Origin of the sequence: Neobacillus niacini (assembly GCF_030817695.1) — a bacterium.
Classification (GTDB): domain Bacteria; phylum Bacillota; class Bacilli; order Bacillales; family Cytobacillaceae; genus Neobacillus; species Neobacillus niacini_F.
In genome coordinates this window covers 1,355,608-1,371,951 of sequence record NZ_JAUSZQ010000002.1, presented here as the reverse complement: position 1 = coordinate 1,371,951, position 16,344 = coordinate 1,355,608, and the positions used below count along the sequence as shown (strand labels likewise).

General features: G+C 38.4%; 17 protein-coding genes. 8 read left to right on the top strand and 9 right to left on the bottom strand.

The window, feature by feature from the left end; translation table 11 throughout:
• Positions 1 to 79: 79 nt before the first annotated feature.
• The 5 genes from QFZ28_RS06965 to QFZ28_RS06945 all read right to left on the bottom strand — a co-directional run bounded on the left by QFZ28_RS06965 (position 80) and on the right by QFZ28_RS06945 (position 4,172).
• On the bottom strand, positions 80 to 334 hold the full coding sequence (locus tag QFZ28_RS06965) for a DUF2573 family protein (RefSeq protein WP_307193977.1): 255 nt from the start codon (positions 332 to 334) through the stop codon (positions 80 to 82).
• Positions 294 to 1,073, bottom strand: a complete 780-nt coding sequence (locus QFZ28_RS06960; RefSeq protein ID WP_307193976.1) for an IucA/IucC family C-terminal-domain containing protein — start codon at positions 1,071 to 1,073, stop codon at positions 294 to 296. Before QFZ28_RS06960 ends, QFZ28_RS06965 begins: the two co-directional genes overlap by 41 nt.
• Complete coding sequence (locus tag QFZ28_RS06955) at positions 1,066 to 1,884, bottom strand: ABC transporter ATP-binding protein (RefSeq protein ID WP_307193975.1); 819 nt, start codon at positions 1,882 to 1,884, stop codon at positions 1,066 to 1,068. The genes QFZ28_RS06960 and QFZ28_RS06955 overlap by 8 nt, the downstream gene beginning before the upstream one ends.
• A gap of 231 nt (positions 1,885 to 2,115) precedes the next feature.
• Positions 2,116 to 3,171, bottom strand: coding sequence for a FecCD family ABC transporter permease (locus QFZ28_RS06950; RefSeq protein ID WP_307193974.1), 1,056 nt, complete (start codon positions 3,169 to 3,171; stop codon positions 2,116 to 2,118).
• Positions 3,168 to 4,172 carry a FecCD family ABC transporter permease gene (locus QFZ28_RS06945; RefSeq protein WP_307193973.1) on the bottom strand — a complete coding sequence of 335 codons (1,005 nt, stop codon included), beginning with the start codon at positions 4,170 to 4,172 and terminating at the stop codon, positions 3,168 to 3,170. The genes QFZ28_RS06950 and QFZ28_RS06945 overlap by 4 nt, the downstream gene beginning before the upstream one ends.
• Positions 4,173 to 4,430: 258 nt before the next feature.
• Here QFZ28_RS06945 and QFZ28_RS06940 point away from each other — a divergent pair, with 258 nt between their 5' ends.
• Positions 4,431 to 5,420, top strand: coding sequence for an ABC transporter substrate-binding protein (locus tag QFZ28_RS06940; protein WP_307193972.1), 990 nt, complete (start codon positions 4,431 to 4,433; stop codon positions 5,418 to 5,420).
• A gap of 68 nt (positions 5,421 to 5,488) precedes the next feature.
• On the opposite strand, the gene QFZ28_RS06935 is transcribed toward QFZ28_RS06940, so the two are convergent.
• Both QFZ28_RS06935 and QFZ28_RS06930 read right to left on the bottom strand, forming a co-directional pair.
• Positions 5,489 to 6,658 (bottom strand): FtsW/RodA/SpoVE family cell cycle protein, encoded by a 1,170-nt coding sequence (locus tag QFZ28_RS06935; RefSeq protein WP_307193971.1) that lies wholly within the window; start codon positions 6,656 to 6,658, stop codon positions 5,489 to 5,491.
• A gap of 129 nt (positions 6,659 to 6,787) precedes the next feature.
• Complete coding sequence (locus QFZ28_RS06930) at positions 6,788 to 7,561, bottom strand: DUF4931 domain-containing protein (protein ID WP_307193970.1); 774 nt, start codon at positions 7,559 to 7,561, stop codon at positions 6,788 to 6,790.
• A gap of 357 nt (positions 7,562 to 7,918) precedes the next feature.
• Between QFZ28_RS06930 and QFZ28_RS06925 the strand changes: the two genes are divergently transcribed.
• Positions 7,919 to 8,701 (top strand): undecaprenyl-diphosphate phosphatase, encoded by a 783-nt coding sequence (locus QFZ28_RS06925; protein WP_307193969.1) that lies wholly within the window; start codon positions 7,919 to 7,921, stop codon positions 8,699 to 8,701.
• A 149-nt stretch (positions 8,702 to 8,850) separates the two neighbouring features.
• Positions 8,851 to 9,366 carry an adenine phosphoribosyltransferase gene (locus tag QFZ28_RS06920; RefSeq protein WP_307193968.1) on the top strand — a complete coding sequence of 172 codons (516 nt, stop codon included), beginning with the start codon at positions 8,851 to 8,853 and terminating at the stop codon, positions 9,364 to 9,366.
• 214 nt (positions 9,367 to 9,580) lie between these two features.
• On the opposite strand, the gene metK is transcribed toward QFZ28_RS06920, so the two are convergent.
• Positions 9,581 to 10,783 carry a methionine adenosyltransferase gene (gene metK / locus QFZ28_RS06915; RefSeq protein ID WP_307193967.1) on the bottom strand — a complete coding sequence of 401 codons (1,203 nt, stop codon included), beginning with the start codon at positions 10,781 to 10,783 and terminating at the stop codon, positions 9,581 to 9,583.
• Positions 10,784 to 11,002: 219 nt separating this feature from the next.
• Between metK and QFZ28_RS06910 the strand changes: the two genes are divergently transcribed.
• Genes QFZ28_RS06910 through QFZ28_RS06890 form a run of 5 tightly spaced genes read left to right on the top strand, consistent with a single transcriptional unit; the run spans position 11,003 to position 15,345 of the window.
• Positions 11,003 to 12,187, top strand: coding sequence for a pyridoxal phosphate-dependent aminotransferase (locus QFZ28_RS06910; protein WP_307193966.1), 1,185 nt, complete (start codon positions 11,003 to 11,005; stop codon positions 12,185 to 12,187).
• A 34-nt stretch (positions 12,188 to 12,221) separates the two neighbouring features.
• Positions 12,222 to 13,442, top strand: a complete 1,221-nt coding sequence (locus tag QFZ28_RS06905; RefSeq protein WP_373428047.1) for a 2,3-diketo-5-methylthiopentyl-1-phosphate enolase — start codon at positions 12,222 to 12,224, stop codon at positions 13,440 to 13,442.
• Between the two features lie 20 nt (positions 13,443 to 13,462).
• Positions 13,463 to 14,110 carry a 2-hydroxy-3-keto-5-methylthiopentenyl-1-phosphate phosphatase gene (locus QFZ28_RS06900; RefSeq protein WP_307196968.1) on the top strand — a complete coding sequence of 216 codons (648 nt, stop codon included), beginning with the start codon at positions 13,463 to 13,465 and terminating at the stop codon, positions 14,108 to 14,110.
• A gap of 24 nt (positions 14,111 to 14,134) precedes the next feature.
• Positions 14,135 to 14,788 (top strand): methylthioribulose 1-phosphate dehydratase, encoded by a 654-nt coding sequence (locus QFZ28_RS06895; RefSeq protein ID WP_307193965.1) that lies wholly within the window; start codon positions 14,135 to 14,137, stop codon positions 14,786 to 14,788.
• A 23-nt stretch (positions 14,789 to 14,811) separates the two neighbouring features.
• Complete coding sequence (locus tag QFZ28_RS06890; RefSeq protein ID WP_307193964.1) at positions 14,812 to 15,345, top strand: 1,2-dihydroxy-3-keto-5-methylthiopentene dioxygenase; 534 nt, start codon at positions 14,812 to 14,814, stop codon at positions 15,343 to 15,345.
• Between the two features lie 77 nt (positions 15,346 to 15,422).
• Here the strand turns inward: QFZ28_RS06890 and QFZ28_RS06885 are convergent, their stop codons facing one another.
• Positions 15,423 to 16,214 (bottom strand): hypothetical protein, encoded by a 792-nt coding sequence (locus QFZ28_RS06885; protein WP_307193963.1) that lies wholly within the window; start codon positions 16,212 to 16,214, stop codon positions 15,423 to 15,425.
• Between the last annotated feature and the right edge of the window lie 130 nt (positions 16,215 to 16,344).

The window sequence follows — 16,344 nt, the reverse complement described above, 5'->3', positions numbered from 1 at the left end:
AGAAAGCGCTTTCTTTAGATACAATAGAAAAAGGCCGCCTCATCAGTGTAGGCGACCAAATATCTCATAATCATTCAATTCATTGTATATTTTTGGATTGTCTATGCTGTTCATTCAGCAGCTTGATTTCATTTATGATTGTTTTCATTTCTTCCTTTGCTTCCGGATAGAGTTCATTCCAGTGCTTTGCCAAGGCTGGCATTGACTTCGCAATATGAGTATACAGGGCCCATGCCTTTACCTTTTCCGTTGTCTCCTCGCCTGATTCGCCAACAAGTAAGTCACTATATTTTTCAAGTAAAGCTTTGAACTGCTCCGCAAATACTTTCTCCATCAAAGCACACTCCATCGTTAGTAATATGAGTACATGGACATGTTTTACAGCGTTTCGACCCAAGCTGATAGGTAAAACAACATGTTTTTCTTAGTCTAATCTCATCTGGAGAATTCTTCTCAGAATAATACTTTTGGATTGGATTAAGATGGTAATTACCAAATAGATTACCCTCTGCTTCCGTGGTTAAGAAGCGGAAATCATTTAAAACGTTTGGATTTTTGTTTTCTTTTAACTCTGTCTCATAAAGCCAAAAAAGGTAAACGGCGATATTTTCCCAGAGGATTAGTTTTGATACTTTAAAAATCTTTTCAAAATGCTCAACAAGCGGGTAGATATTATTAGCAAAAAGATCGCAGTAAACACTTTTTCGCCATTCCTCACGGTCTTCACCATTCCATTGCTCGATGGATGGATTCTTTAAAGAAATCATGGGCAGCCAGTCTTTCCCACGTTCAGCCTCTTCCATTTCAATATTGCACAAAGAAATATCCAACTTCTTGTTAGCAGTCGTCATGGCAAAAAGGGAAATGACCGCAATAAATGCATATCTTTTAATAAATATGGAGGCTGCTGCTTTTTCAGAAGGCGAATCAATTGAATACGCTAAATTCCTCATGAATTCTAATGCAAAAGATTTATCCATTAGGTTTGCAACGTTAAAAGAGCGGCCAGTTTCTGATGTGAGCCTATATTTTTGTAAAACACTTAGATCATTTTCTTTCAGTATATTACCCATTGGACACAGCCGCCTTTTGGTGAATACGTCTTCCTTTTCCATAAGGAATGCAAAGCGGTGTTCCGAAAATAGGATCCATTGTTACCTCACACTCCATGCCAAATACATGTTTGACAAGATTGCGGTTGATTACAAATTCTGGCTTTCCTTGGTCAAACACCTTTTGATCCTTTAAGGCAACGATATTATGTGCATAGCGGCAAGCAAGATTGAGATCATGAAGAACCATGACAACCGTTCTCTTTCTTTTTTCATTGAGTTCGAATAGAAGGTCAAGAATTTCAATTTGATGTGCCATATCTAAATAAGTTGTTGGCTCATCTAAGAGAATAACGTCCGTATCCTGTGCTAAGGTCATAGCAATCCAAGCACGCTGCCTTTGACCACCAGAAAGAGAATCTACCGTTCGCTCTTTCAAATCTTCTAACCGGGTAGCTTTTAGTGCATCATTAACCTTTTTCTCATCTTCCTCCGACCATTGTTTTAACCATGTTTGATGAGGATAACGACCTTGTTTTACAAGTTGAAGCACAGTCAGTCCTTCAGGTGCTGCTGGAGATTGAGGGAGTATCGCCATTTTTCTCGCTACTTCTTTTGTAGAGAGCTTAGCAATGGCTTCGCCATCCAAAATAACGACACCGGATTTCGGCTTAAGAAGACGAGCGATTGAACGAAGGAGAGTTGATTTTCCGCAGCCATTCGCTCCAATAAAAACGGAAATTTCACCTTTAGGAATCTTTAAATTTAAGTCATCAATGATGATGGAATCCCCATATGAAAGTGATAAATTTTTCGTTTCAATCGCATTCATCATCTGCCACTCCTTTTGTAATCATGTTAATTAGGCTTGTTTATAGTATATGATTTAGAACCCTTTGGAGGCTGTATGTATGTCTTATATAGTATTAATATTCTCTACAGTTCTAAGTTTATAATTAATTGATAATGATTGTCAATGAGTATGAAAATCGTTTTCATTTATACTTTTATTCATTCATAAACAAAACCATTTCCTCTACTCAGAAATGGCTTTGTTGTTTATTTATTGGTTTCTTGTTTTAAATAATAAATAAATAAAATATGGTGCCCCGATGCTTGCTGTAAAGACACCAGCTGGAATTTCTAATGGTGAAAATAATGTTCTCCCCACCAAATCGGCCAGCATGACTAACATTCCTCCGAGGAGTGCCGAAACAGGAAGTAACGCTCCAAATGCGGAACCCACTAATCTTCTCGCCATGTGCGGAGCCATTAAACCGACAAAACCAATCCCCCCGGCAAAAGCAACCGCACCCCCGACCAACCCGGTACTAAGCATCAGTAAGACAAAACGCTGTTTTTGCACACGTCCGCCAAGTCCTGTTGCAACCTCATCACCAAGCTCTTGAATGTTTACATTTCGTGCGTAAACAAAGGCGATGATAACCAGGATGATGATCCAAGGTAAGAGTGCCCCCACATTTCTCCACGTCGAGCCGTAGACAGTACCCGTAATCCAAATATTGGCCTGGCTTGCTTGATAAATAGGTCCTAACACCATCATAAAGGTGGTAAGAGCTTTGGTTAAACTCATCAAACCTATTCCAATCAGAATGAGTCTAATCGGCGAAACCCCATTTTTCCATGCCAATACATACACCAGAAAAGCCACCACAGCAGCACCGATAAAGGCAGCTAACGGCATCCAATGAACACTAACCGTTAATACATGATTTTTATCACTGAAGATGGCCATGAAACCCACAACGGCAACTGATGCTCCACCTGTAATCCCTAAGATATCAGGGGAGGCCAAGGGATTTCGGATCATTCCCTGCAGGATCCCCCCAGCTACTGCCAGTGCGATTCCTGCCAGTAATCCAATGATGATTCTGGGCAATCGGAACGACTCGATGACTAGCTTTTCCATTTCCGTTCCGCCCCCAAATAAAACCTTTAAAACATTTAATGGGGAGATTTTCATTTCCCCTAATCCAGTACTTACTACAAAAATTCCAGCCGTACATAGGAGAAGAGTGATAATAACATAAAAGGCCTTTTTATCAATTAAATAAGATATATTCCCTTTGTTGATTCTAAATATTTTATATTTACTCATCGCCCATTGAACCCCCTTCTAGCTATGTAAATAAAAAACGGGGTTCCAATAATGGCCGTCATCACTCCGACAGGTATTTCCTGCGGCATTAAAATATATCTAGATAACGTATCTGCAGCCAGCAATAGCATTCCGCCAAGCAGCCCAGAAAAAGGGATGACCCAGCGGTGGTCAATTCCCACAATAGAACGGGTCAGATGGGGAATTACAATTCCAATAAAGCCTATTGGTCCTGCAACAGCAACTGCACCGCCTGAAAGAAGGATGACGACGAGACCAATTATTATTTTTAAAATAGCCGTGTTAACTCCCAGCCCTTTGGCAACATCCTCACCCATTGATAGAACATTCATTTTTGAAGCAATAATCAACGAAACAATCCAGCCGCCAACTAAATATGGAAGAACTACCAGTAAATTTTCAAGACTTCTTCCCGCTACAGAACCAGCGAGCCAAAATAATACCTGCTCTAAGGCAGCTTCATTTAATACGAGAATCCCCTGTGTAAAAGAAGCAAAAAATGCCGTCATGGCTGCCCCTGCAAGAGTGAGCTTCATCGGAGTCAGCCCTTCTCTGCCAACTCCGCCAATCGCATAGACACTAATTGCAGCTATAGCGGCCCCAGCAAATGAGATCCAGGTAAATAGCTGAAGACTCGCTACACTAAATATTGTTACAGCCACTACAACTGCCACCCCTGCCCCGGCATTGATCCCAAATATGTCCGGTGATGCAAGCGGGTTTTTGGTAACAGTCTGCATGAGGACACCCGAGATTGCTAAGCTGGCACCAACTGCTGCAGCAATAAAAGCTCGTGGAATTCTTACATGTTGGATCACAATATGTTCATTTGTTCCATTGAAATGGGTAATGGAATCAATCGCCATTTTCCAGGTGGTATCCGTATACCCATAGACAATACTTACGGCCATTAAAAAAAGTAATAAAAATATCGCAATAACAAGTCCTGCCCACTTTTGACCTGTGTGTTTTAGCAGCATAACTTCGTTCTCCTCTAACCTATTTATTTAGGTGATATATGTATGTATCCGCTTTTTCATGTATCAGTCTATTTGAATCGTGGAAAACTGTCAATGAGTTGAGAACGATTTTCATTTGTTAAGACTAAAGGTCATAAATTTGTCACTGATTTTGAGAATCATTTTCAATTTGGTGATTGACACCTAAATGAAATCGTTTTATGATAGGTTTGTAAATGAAAATGATTATCATTAACAACACTATTGGAGGTACATAGGATGAAAGGGTTTAAAAATTTATTCGCAATTATTTCAATCATTGCACTCTTCCTGCTTGCTGCTTGCGGAAACACGGAAGAGAAAACAACTGAGGAAAAAGATACAGCCAAGAAGACAGAAGATACCAGCTACACCGTAGAACATGCGATGGGGTCGACTACTTTAGAAAAAACTCCAGAGAAAATCGTTATTTTAACAAACGAAGGTACCGAGGCTTTACTTGCTCTAGGAGTAAAACCAGTTGGTGCAGTTCAATCTTGGCTTGGTGATCCTTGGTATGATCATATTAAAGAGGACATGGATGGTGTTGAAGTTGTTGGCGTTGAAAGTGAAGTTAACTTAGAAAAAATCGCCACACTAAAGCCTGACTTAATTATCGGAAACAAGCTCCGTCAAGAAGTAGTGTACAGTCAATTAAGCGCGATTGCGCCAACTATTTTTTCCGAAACTCTTAGAGGAGATTGGAAAGAAAACTTTGCACTATACGCTAAAGCGCTAAACATGGAAGACAAGGGTAATGAAGTACTGGCTGATTTTGATGCACATGTAGAGGACTTAAAAGGCAAACTTGGTGATAAAGTAAATCAAGAAGTTTCGGTTGTCCGTTTTATGGCAGGTAAGTCTCGTATCTATTACACAGACTCATTCTCCGGAATCATCTTTAATCAACTAGGATTCAAACGTGCTGCACATCAGGCTGAGTTTTTCCCTGATGCCAAACTAGGTAATCTTGCGAAAGATGTTGGAACAGAAGCCATTCCAAAAATGGACGGGGACATTATTTTCTACTTTACTTATGCTCCTAAAGGGGACACAGTTGCCCTTGATACAGCAAAGGAATATACAAATAATCCGCTGTGGCAAAATTTGAATGCAGTGAAAAATGGAAATGTTCATGAGGTAAGTGACGCAACTTGGAACACAGCCGGCGGCGTTTTATCGGCTAATATCATGCTCGATGACCTTGAAAAGATCATGCTTAAAAAGTAAAACCTTCCCTACTATATAATTTCAAAGAAAAGAACGAGGCTGCCATGACCTCGTTCTTTTTTATATCCTTATGCGGTAGTAGAGAACATGTACTTTTTATAGTGGTACCGAATGGAGAAAATTAACCCAAGAGCCAGCATATTCCCCATTAACGAACTTCCTCCATAACTGATAAACGGTAATGGAATACCCGTAATTGGTAGCACTCCAATCGTCATCCCGATATTTTGAAATACATGGAAAGTAATCATGCTAATGACCCCGACACAAATATACGTATAAAAATTGTTCCTGGTTTCCATACCAACCTTGGTAATATGATAAATCAACAAGAAAAATAAACTAACGAGTACACTTGCACCAATAAAACCATACTCTTCTCCGACGACACTAAAGATAAAATCGGTATGGCTTTCCGGCAAATATACTTCTCTATTTCCGTATCCCTTACCACCCGTTTGTCCAGAGCCAATCGCTAAGAGGGAACGTGTCAGTTGGTATCCAGCTGAGCTTTGGAAGTTATAGGGATCGAGCCAAGAGTAGATACGGCTAAATTGATACTGTTTGACACCTAAATATTTTTCCAGAACCTCTGGCTTCAACAATACAAAATAAAAAATCACCGAAATCAGTGCCGTTCCAGTTGAAAATATTGGCACAAGTAATTTCCACGTTATTCCGGAAATAAAAATCATCCCTAAAAGGATGGCTATAAATACAAGCGAAGTCCCTAAGTCCTGCTTAATTATTAGGATTAAGGGTACCATCGTAATGACCCCTAGTTTTATTAATAGCCAAAAATCAGAAGAAATGGTTTTAACTGGATTCTTTTGGTGATGATCCTCAATTGCTTTTGCTAACGCTAAAATAATAAAGATTTTGACAAACTCAGACGGCTGGAGTGAACCAATCCCAGGAACCTTAAACCAGTTTTTTGCTCCATTGATTACAGGAGCAATGCTTTCTGGGGCGATAATTAACAAAATAAGGAGAAATATTCCTACTCCGTATGCATACCATGTCAATTTTTTTAACTGGTCAGAGTCGAGCCTAATAACGGTAGCAATAATTCCACAGCCAATTCCATAAAAGATAATTTGCTTTATAAGGAAGTTACTGTCATATTGACCGCTTGCCTGCGCACTATAAATCGATAAACAGCTGGCCAAAAACAATAAAAGTAAGATAAAAACAAGGCTATAATCAAGTTTTGAAGTTATATTTTTAGATGATGTCATCATTCACACTCCTTAATGTCAAAGTCTCAAAAAGGAACTTGTACATTATTTCATTATATTTTTAATATGAATAAAGCACAACTTATAAAGTGAGAATGGGTGAATTTACATATACGGAAACTCCTTTTGTCAGGCGCTTCCACTGGTAAAATATTTACTTTTAATATCGTCAGCCATCCAATGTAAATTATTTGGCACCTGAGGAATCCCATAGCCGATATAAAGTGGAGTGGTTACGAATCTGGGAACAATTTTTACATATATTCTCCTATTATAGTGATGAAAGAAAAGATTGTAGCTGCTGGCTTTAAATGGAAAGTTATTAAGAATGTAATGTACTGCTTTTTGAAGATGAACTCCAAAGGTTTCATTATAACGTGAATCATCCATAGCGATATTAAATTCATAAAAGCCTACCTTAGGCTTTGTCGACAAAGTAAATGTAACCCCGTCTTTATCTTCTATAGTAATACCCTTAAACACTTCTTCGGATATGTTTTCCTTATAGTTAATATCATGTAAGCCGATGATTTGCATATGAGGATGCGCAATGGTCCCTCCAGACAACGGACCATGATTTTTGAAAAAAATGACCGATTCATATTTACCTGCTTTATCAAGATCAAGCCAATTCCTTATTCCAAACTGTAAGAGTCTATGTAGATGGGGCAGCTCATAGGTGGATAATTCACCATGACAATCATCTGTTTCTATCAATACAGTTTGGTAGGCATTCTCTAGTACAGGATATTTATTTTTTAAAAGTATGATTGGTCCATCCACTTCAATTAGGTCAATCAACTCGTCTCGTGCACAAAAAGGGCATGCCTGCTGTTTATTTCTGATACTTTCTGGTTTCTTCACTCCGATGGATGTATTGAAATGTAGATGGTGATTTTTCAAATGTGCAGCTCCTCTCCAAATACTTACTTCTATTTTATGGGAGAATTGACCCCTTTTGCACTATTTTTGCCTTAGTAATACATAAAAAATTGGCTAAATATAAGCTAATTCCTAATATATGCACTCTGTTGATTGGAGCGTAAGGCACGAAGACTCCTGCGGGAGGACGGGGCTGGGGAGACCCCACAGACGCTTAAGCGTCGAGGAGGCTCCCCGGCCCGCCCGCGGAAAGCGAAGTGCCTGGAGCGGAAATCAACAGACAAGTTTAAAACGGCAAAAATTTATTGCTTATTTGTTAAGGGACGTGCATATCTTTACTATGTACAGGCCCTTATAGTGCAGAAAGAGAGGTTGATTATGTTAAGCAAATTAGAAGCACTCATATTAGGAATTATCCAAGGATTAACTGAATTTTTACCCATTAGCTCTACAGGACATTTATATTTAGGAAGGAATTTATTCGGTTTACAAGAAGCAGGTTTATTACTTGATACCATGCTTCATGTCGGTACCCTGCTAGCCGTTTTTGTCTTCTATAAAGACGAGTTTGTTAAGATGATTAAAAATCCCTTTAGCAAGCTCACCTTCTTGTTAATCGTCGGAACCATTCCAGCTGTCGTAATCGGTCTGCTTTTTAAAGATTACTTTGAGGAGATATCGAAAACAGGAGTTACGATTGGATGGGAGTTTTTAGTTACTGGTTTATTTCTATGGATTGCTGATTCCGCAAAAAATGGCTATAAAAAGATGGATGATATTAGTTATACAGATGCTTTCATTATTGGCTCCTTTCAGGCGGCTGCCATATTCCCTGCCATTTCTCGTTCAGGGTTCACGATTGTCGCTGCACTATGGAGAAAGCTAGACCGCGAAACCGCAGCCTACTTTTCTTTTCTCTTATCTACACCTGCTATCGCTGGGGCTGTTGTGCTGCAGTCAATGGACCTATTTGGAGGTGCAGGAGAGGAAATCTCTCTATCTGCATTGATTGTCGGTATCGCCTCCTCTGCCCTATTCGGATATGTTGCCGTGAAGTGGATGATTGGATTTTTAAAGAAACACTCCTTAAAACCGTTCGCCATTTATGTCTGGATTCTAGGTTTTGCGGTATTATTTTTCCAGTTTACAGGAAAATTTTAGGTTGGTATCCCCATAGTGACAGGGACTATCTGTGGTACTAAATCGTTAAACTCGTCCATTTTCGAAAAACAAGGACAATAGAACAAGCTATTTTATGAAACAAATCATAAATTATTTAGGGTGAAGGAGGATAAGGAGGAAGTAAAAGAATGGACTTAATGAAATATATTACAACGGTTCCCGACTGGCCAAAACCTGGCATTAAATTTTTAGATATTACTACGTTAATGGTAAATGGTGAAGCATATAAGTATGCGACAGACCAAATCGTAAACTTTGCCAAAGAAAAGCAAATTGAACTGATTGTAGGGCCAGAAGCACGTGGCTTTATTATCGGCTGCCCTGTTTCTTATTCGTTAGGTGTTGGTTTTGCACCTGTCCGAAAAGAAGGGAAACTTCCTCGTGAAACAATTAAAATACACTATGGATTGGAATATGGTAAGGATGTCCTAACGATCCATAAGGATGCGATCAAGCCGGGACAGCGTGTCCTTATTACAGATGACTTACTTGCTACCGGTGGGACAATCGAAGCTACGATTAAACTAGTCGAAAAGTTAGGCGGAATTGTCGCAGGAATTGCTTTTCTAATCGAACTGTCCTACCTAGAGGGCAAAAAAAAATTAAACGGCTATGATGTTTTAACATTGATGCAATATGAATAAAAACGGAAGGGCACTTACATTTTGGGGTGCTCTTTTTTCTTTTTATAAAAGAGTCAATACTTTTTTCGGTCACTGCGATGCCGGCCACTTTCATTGAAAGCATACTCGAAAAAAGAATAATGCTTCCATACAAAACAGGACTCCGCATTTTGGGAGCCCATTAGTATAAAATTTCATTACATATTTTGTGAATACATACCCTAATCATGCCTTTTTAGATTTTCTCTGCTTCCTTTTTTAACATTCCTGCTTTATCAGTGTTTTCCCAAGGCAATTGGATATCCGTTCTCCCAAAGTGTCCATAGCAAGCAGTTTGTAAATAAATAGGCTGCCTAAGATTTAACATTCGAATGATTCCTGCAGGCCGAAGGTCAAAATATTTTCTTATAAGCTGTACAATCTTTGACTCTTCTATTTTCCCAGTTCCAAACGTTTCAACAGCTATTGAAACAGGCGCAGCTACTCCTATTGAGTAAGCCAATTGAATTTCACATTTATCTGCAATGCCTGCTGCAACAATATTTTTAGCTACATAACGTGCAGCATAAGCTGCAGAACGGTCAACCTTAGTTGGGTCTTTTCCCGAAAAAGCACCACCCCCGTGGCGGGAAAATCCGCCATACGTATCAACGATAATTTTACGCCCCGTTAATCCTGCATCACCCTTTGGTCCACCAATCACGAATCGGCCAGTTGGATTTATATAATATTTTGTGCTTTCATCAATCAATTCTGGTGGCACCACGTAAGAAATGACATACCTTTGCAAATCCTTTTTTATTTGTTCTAACTCAACTTCAGGTTTATGTTGTGCAGAAATAATAATTGTGTCAATTCGAACGGGCTTTGCATTTTCGTATTCCACAGTTACCTGTACTTTTCCATCCGGACGTAAATACTCAACCAAGCCATACTTTCGAACTTCTGCTAAACGCCTGGCTAGCTTATGGGACAGGTAAATTGGCAATGGCATTAATTCATCCGTTTCATTGCAAGCAAACCCAAACATAAGCCCTTGGTCACCTGCACCAATTTGGTCTATTTCATCCTCCGTCATTAAACCTTCACGGGCTTCTAGTGCTTGATTAACTCCCATTGCTATATCAGAGGATTGCTTGTTCAGTGCTATTAAAATCTTACAAGTATCAGCATCAAGTCCAAACTCTGGGCTTGTATACCCGATATTTCGAATCGTGTCTCTTACAATTTTTAAGAAATCAACAGAGGCGTTCGTGGTAATTTCTCCAGATAAAACAATTAAATCTGAGCTAACCGAAGTTTCACATGCAACACGCGCATTTGGGTCTTTTTCAAAAATGGCATCTAATATAGCATCAGAAATTTGATCACACATTTTATCTGGATGACCTTCAGTAACCGACTCTGATGTAAAAAGGTGACCTTGTTTTTTATCCATATTATCTCACTCCCAAATTTACATTTTCCTTTCAATGATTGTCCAAATTTTTCCCACAAAATATAGTACATAATCTCAATATTGAAGCCGTACCTGTTGATCTAGTGTTGGGTAATAACATTGAGGGTTTAATAGTGGACAAACATTTGTTTTTTTCCGTTTACTCACTAAAAAGTTTATTTCATCATATGTTATTGTCTAAAGGGGGGTGATTAATTATTGAAAAATAACAATTTTATCATCAAAGCATCAAACCAAATGGAGCGTCTGCCTACTCAGTTTTTCTCTACATTAGTTGAAAAAGTGAATGGTTTTATAGCTTCGGGGTATGACGTTATTAATCTTGGACAAGGCAACCCAGACCTGCCTACCCCATCTCATATTGTTCAATCATTACAAAATGCTGCACTAGACCCTATTAACCATAAATATCCACCGTTTACAGGAAAGACTGAATTGAAGGAAGCGATCTGTACTTGGTATCGGACAGAATACGGAGTTACATTAGATCCAGAAAAGGAAGTTGCTATATTATTTGGTACAAAAACCGGACTCGTTGAAATCTCACAAATTGTACTGAATCCAGGTGATATTGCACTTGTTCCTGACCCTGGATATCCTGATTATTGGTCTGGAATTGCTATTGCAGGAGCCGAAATGGTTCCGATGCCATTAAATTATTCCAATGGGTTTTTCCCTGATTTTTCCAAAATAACACCTAGCCAGTGTGAACATGCCAAATTAATGTTCCTTAATTATCCATCAAATCCGACGGGAGCTTGTGCTACTAGTTCCTTCTTTGATGAAGCTATTGGCTTTGCAGAGAAAAATAATATTGTGATTGCTCACGATTTTGCTTATGGAGCAATCGGCTTTGATGGGCACAGACCAATTAGCTTTTTATCCCGTCCGGGTGCCAAGGATGTTGGCATCGAATTTTATACACTGTCGAAAACCTATAATATGGCAGGTTGGCGCGTTGGGTTCGCTCTTGGTAACCATGAGCTGATTCAATTAATCAATCAATTTCAAGACCACTATTTTGTGAGCTTGTTTGGCGGCATTCAAGCTGCAGCCATTACAGCATTAACCTCATCACAAGAATGTGTTAGTAACCTAGTTAATACCTATGAATTACGACGAAATGCCTTATTTGAGGAACTCCAAAAGCTTGGTTGGAGTGCTCCACTTCCTAAAGGATCATTCTTTGCCTGGCTGCCAATTCCAAAAGGATACACATCAAGCGAATTTGCCGATACCTTATTAGAGAAATCAAAGGTTGTTGTCGCACCAGGAATTGGATTTGGAAAGCATGGTGAGGGGTATGTTCGATTAGGATTGCTTGCCGAAGTGGAACGGATTCGAGAAGCGGTACAGCGGATTTCTAAGCTATTAATCTTTTAATGTTTCTCTATTAAATTTAGGAGGTGAAATGTTTGTGAATACCGAGAAAGATTATGTGGTTGCTACCTATTTAGTTCATGGGCATTATAATTTTTACAAAAAGGCACAAGAAATTGCCGTTGGACTTACTGTTGGAACGTGGACTGATCTCCCACAGGTAAGAAAAGAACAGATGATACCGCATTTAGGTAAAGTAATAGAAGTAAAATCACTCAATAACAAGTCCGATGAAATTCCAAAGGCATTATTAAAGATCGGATACCCCATCGTTAATATGAATCCAGATATTCCCTCTATCCTTACAACCGTTTTTGGAAAACTATCAATGGACGGCCAGATTAAATTAATGGATTTACAACTGCCAGACTCCCTTTTAACAGAATTCCCAGGACCCCGCTTTGGAATAGATGGAATTAGAAGGATGATAGGAGTCCATAACCGTCCCCTATTGATGAGCATCTTTAAACAATGTATCGGTCTTCCTCTTCACGAGCTAGAAAAAGAGTATCATAATCAAGTTGATGGACAAGTTGACCTTGTGAAAGATGATGAGATTTTCTTTCGTGATGATTATGCACCCGCTCTAAAGCGTATAGCTGCATTTGAAAAATATAATCAACAGCAACAGGAAAATACCGGAAAACGAGTCCTATATGGGGTAAACCTAACTGGACCCGTTACTCAACTAGTTGAAAAAGCAAAACAATTTTCTAAAGCCGGAGCATCTTGTTTGTTACTCAATGTAGTTCCCTATGGATTTGATGTCCTCCATCGAATTGCCGCCGATCCAGATGTAAATGTTCCGATTATTGCCCATCCTGCGTTTACTGGTTCATTTTATCCATCACCTTACTATGGACTGTCCGCTCCTTTGCTAATAGGTAAACTAATGCGGCTTTCTGGGGCTGACATTGTTCTTTTTCCTTCTCCTTATGGTTCTGTTGCGATGCCAAAAGAAGAAGCTCTAAATATAGCTAATCTACTACAATCACCAAACAGTATTCATCGTTCAGCTTTTCCAACACCTTCTGCGGGAATCCATCCAGGTCTTGTTCCAACAATAATTCGAGATTTTGGTGATAACATCATTATTAATGCAGGTGGAGGAATTCATGGACACCCCCAAGGCACGACAGCTGGAGGAAAAGCATTTATGGATGTGATTCAAGCAACAATTTCAGGTCAAACGCTTGCTCAAGCAGCAGATAACTCTGCTGAACTTCGTTCTGCGATCGACAAATGGGGTGCTTTATAAGAGTGGGCGCCCTCAAAAAAATGATTATATTTTGCGATTTTGACGGAACAATCACTGAAAATGACAACATCATAAATATTATGAAGTATTATAATCCACCTGGTTGGGAAACCATCAAGGATGATATTTTAGCTGGGAGAATTAGTATTCGAAAAGGTGTAGGAAGCTTGTTTGGGCTATTACCTGCATCTTACCGAGAAGAAATCACAAATTACGCTATTAAGTACGCAGCTATTCGGCCTGGTTTTGATCAGTTTATTCAATATTGTCAGGAGCATAATATTCGTCTTCTGATTACTAGTGGAGGAATAGATTTTTTCGTTTTCCCAATTTTGTCACGCTATTCTATACCAAAAGAAAATATATATTGTAATTCGAGTAATTTTAGCGGTAAACAAATTCAAATTCTTTGGCCTTATTCATGTGACGCACTTTGCAGCAATGATTGTGGAATGTGTAAACCAAGTATTCTTCGTTCCCAATCGAGTTTAGATAATATAAAAGTTGTTATTGGAGATAGCATTACAGATTTGGCCGCAGCCAAAATGGCTGATCATGTGATTGCCAGAGATTTTCTATTACAGAAATGCCAAGAGCATTCTCTTCCTTATAAAGAATTCGTTTCATTTTACGATGTAATCGAAATTTTAAAGCACTTTAATCATTAAAGGAGGTGAAATCTATAAAAAAAAATGGAAAAAATAAATCTTGAAGCCATTCAAATAGCCTTCGATACGCTACAAAATGTCAAAGACACATTTTCAAAAAAAGGCTGGTTTCCCGCAACGAGCGGTAACTTATCCATTCGAGTCAAAGGTACCCCATTAGAGAAAAATCAGTCAATTATCGCCATAACCTCTAGTGGAAAAGACAAATCGATTCGTACTCCAGAGGATTATATTTTAGTTAAAATGGATGGAAGCCTTGTACTTCCCAGCAACTTAAAACCTTCTGCTGAAACTTTGATTCACACCTCTATCTATCAACGAATTCCTAATTGTCAAGCCGTTTTTCATATCCATACGATTCCTAATAACCTTATTTCTGAGCTTTATGCTGATCAAGGAAAAGTTACCTTCATAAATCATGAAATTATTAAAGCATTTGATATTTGGAAAGACAATGCATCCATTACTATTCCAATAGTAGAAAATTATTTTTCCATTCCAAAATTAGCAGAAGAAATAAGCAAGGTTATTCAACCAGAGGTTCCAGGCGTATTAATCCGTAACCATGGCATATATGTTTGGGGCGATAGTGATTTTACAGCTAAACGTCATTTGGAAGCATTTGAATTTCTTTTTGAATACCAAATGAATATGTATTTCCTAAAAAAGTTCAAATAAATCATTAACAAGGAGAGTTTACTATGGCGAATATTCGCATTCGTAATACGAATGAAAGATTAACAAATGAACATGAGGTTACGAGTTTCTTAGATAAACATGGTGTCCTTTATGAGCATTGGGACATGGACAAGCTGTCTAGTAAGCTTCGTGATCAATTTTTACTTTCAAATGAGGAGAAAGAAGAAATCCTTAAAACCTTTGATAACGAAATTAGATCCCTTGCAACCCGGCGCGGCTATGCTGAATGGGACATTGTGGCATTATCAGATGCTACTCCAAATTTAGACGAGTTGTTAAAAAAGTTTGAACAGGTGCATGTGCATACAGAGGATGAAGTACGTGCTATTACAGCAGGAAATGGGATTTTCACGATCAAGGGTGAAGCCGGATATTTTGATGTAGAATTGTCCCCGGGAGATGTGATTTCTGTTCCCGTTAACACTCCACATTTCTTTACTTTAATGGAAAACCGCCAAGTTGTGGCCGTTCGCCTGTTTATCGATTCATCAGGCTGGGTTGCTCACCCTTATGAAGATCCTGAATTCAAACGATAATTGAGAAAAACGGTATAAATATTAAGAACAACATTTAGCCCCTTTCATCTGAAAGGGGCTTTTCCAAATTGAGAGTCTCAATGATTAAGGGATTCATGATCAAGCAGCCAGATTAGACCATCATGATCGGCAATTATTTTTAAAAAGTCATGCTTTCCTGATTTCTCTTTTGACTTCCATCTCGCATAAGCCATTGACACTAACATCGAAGCAAAGGCCTTTCGAAAATATTCATCCTTAAAATACTCCTCATTCCACCCTTGTATATTTTGGATAGAACCAGGAACTTCATTGATTTTTGTTAATGCCTCAATTAAGAATGACTTTTCCTTTTCTGTTACTTTCGTTTCCTGTAGGACAAAAGGAAAATTACTTTGAGGGCATGTTTCTAAATACACTCTCTTAGATGCTCCCGAAATCGGAAAATGATTTAGCCAATCACTCATCTTATGATAAGTTTCCGACTCCCATCTTTGATTTATATTTTTCATATTATTTCTTTCAACATCGACATCACGAATAGAATACTCTGGTTTTATTGGAGAACTTAAACAAGCGCCTATTGTAAATATGAGATACTCTTTTAAAAAAGTACTATCTGCATTTTTATATCTATTTTTCGAGAAAAAATAAATATTATTGTACAAAAAATCAAAAGCATCTTCATTTTCATTCGTTTTCAATTTCCAATTTTTTTTATCCTTATACAAGAGTACAGCACAATCTGTTTCATTGTGATAACTAGGTCCAATGTTAATTCCAATATACAAGGACCTTTCTTGAATTTCAGTAAATTCTAAAGGTGTGATGTCCTTGCTATTTTGTTTCCTACCTCCCCAGGGGCAGCCCATCTCATTTATTAATTTCAAAATACAAATCCTCCAATTCCCAATGCTTGTTCACTTTTGTTAAACACTATATGTTCAGGAATTCTATAAGGCTTGTGCTCATATCTTAATTTTATCAAATAGGAAATCGACATAAAAAAATGCAACTCGA

Bases quoted from the DNA above. Each gene is read 5' to 3' on its own strand.
- QFZ28_RS06925 (WP_307193969.1), top strand. From the start codon at position 7,919: ATGTTAAGCAAATTAGAAGCACTCATATTAGGAATTATCCAAGGATTA.
- QFZ28_RS06960 (WP_307193976.1), bottom strand. From the start codon at position 1,073: ATGGGTAATATACTGAAAGAAAATGATCTAAGTGTTTTACAAAAATAT.
- QFZ28_RS06945 (WP_307193973.1), bottom strand. From the start codon at position 4,172: ATGCTGCTAAAACACACAGGTCAAAAGTGGGCAGGACTTGTTATTGCG.
- QFZ28_RS06920 (WP_307193968.1), top strand. From the start codon at position 8,851: ATGGACTTAATGAAATATATTACAACGGTTCCCGACTGGCCAAAACCT.
- QFZ28_RS06895 (WP_307193965.1), top strand. From the start codon at position 14,135: ATGGAAAAAATAAATCTTGAAGCCATTCAAATAGCCTTCGATACGCTA.
- QFZ28_RS06900 (WP_307196968.1), top strand. From the start codon at position 13,463: ATGATTATATTTTGCGATTTTGACGGAACAATCACTGAAAATGACAAC.
- QFZ28_RS06950 (WP_307193974.1), bottom strand. From the start codon at position 3,171: ATGAGTAAATATAAAATATTTAGAATCAACAAAGGGAATATATCTTAT.
- QFZ28_RS06940 (WP_307193972.1), top strand. From the start codon at position 4,431: ATGAAAGGGTTTAAAAATTTATTCGCAATTATTTCAATCATTGCACTC.
- QFZ28_RS06935 (WP_307193971.1), bottom strand. From the start codon at position 6,658: ATGACATCATCTAAAAATATAACTTCAAAACTTGATTATAGCCTTGTT.
- QFZ28_RS06955 (WP_307193975.1), bottom strand. From the start codon at position 1,884: ATGAATGCGATTGAAACGAAAAATTTATCACTTTCATATGGGGATTCC.
- metK (WP_307193967.1), bottom strand. From the start codon at position 10,783: ATGGATAAAAAACAAGGTCACCTTTTTACATCAGAGTCGGTTACTGAA.
- QFZ28_RS06965 (WP_307193977.1), bottom strand. From the start codon at position 334: ATGGAGAAAGTATTTGCGGAGCAGTTCAAAGCTTTACTTGAAAAATAT.
- QFZ28_RS06890 (WP_307193964.1), top strand. From the start codon at position 14,812: ATGGCGAATATTCGCATTCGTAATACGAATGAAAGATTAACAAATGAA.